Origin of the sequence: Achromobacter pulmonis (assembly GCF_002885955.2) — a bacterium.
Taxonomy (GTDB): Bacteria; Pseudomonadota; Gammaproteobacteria; order Burkholderiales; family Burkholderiaceae_B; genus Achromobacter; species Achromobacter pulmonis_A.
In genome coordinates, this window is the sequence record NZ_POQS01000036.1 from 1,260 (window position 1) to 2,151 (window position 892).

Here is an 892-nt window from a genome sequence, read left to right on the forward strand (position 1 = left end):
AGCTTCTAATCATGCCTTTTTACCGGTACAGAGGGAGCATGAGGACGAGGAGGTGGACGAGAATCAATGGCCGACTAACGAGGAATTCGGATGCAGTCATGAGAGCAGCGGCCATGATAGTCCTTAGGCGGGGCCTACCACAAACACGACGCCTTCGTTGGCGAAGGGGTCTATTAAGACTTGGTTATAATCCTAGATATGTTGCACGTGTTGCTTAAATTAGTTATTTACGTTAATGATATGATACCTATCTCTACTCATCATAGCCTCATCGGGGGCTTCATTAGAAAATACAATCACTGTAGGACATTTCGGTAGAATCTTCATCTGGCTCTCGTACTTCGGGGAGAATACCATCTGATCCTTCAACATTTCCAAAACACTGTACTGGAGATACTGCATCTGTTGCCGGGGGACATCGAAAAGAAAAATCCACTTTTGGGGGTCAATAACATGAGCGAGATCATCACGACGACCAATACGAAGAACTTGACAACCATCGGGAAACTTCGTCAAAGCCCATTTACACATCCAACTCTTACCGCTGTTACCGACGTTATCGACTACAAAGTAGACTCGTCTTTGGTGGGGGTCACCTGAAATAATTCCGGCGATTTCATGTTGCCATCCCATTCGGGGTGTCGATGAGGTGAGGGCATGAGACGGGAGGTTGTTGGCAGCGATCTCTCGGACAGCACGGGGATAACGGGCGTAAAGCGAAGGCCATTCTTGACAAAGCTCTTTAACTGTGGGTTCTCGCCCAAGTCCTTTGACGTATTCAATGTACCGTTCCCAATCCGTCCGACGCCCTCCTGCACCTGGGCATTCTCCTCTTTCAATATAATCGGCATCTTTTTTACAATAATCAGCTGCTTGCTTCGACGTACCACGA

1 protein-coding gene is annotated in these 892 nt (G+C 47.5%); it reads right to left on the bottom strand.

Going from position 1 to position 892, the window contains the following annotated elements; genetic code table 11:
• Nucleotides 1-219: 219 nt before the first annotated feature.
• Nucleotides 220-892: hypothetical protein (locus C1I89_RS34765; protein WP_181391118.1), on the bottom strand; the 673-nt coding region annotated here is incomplete at its 5' end.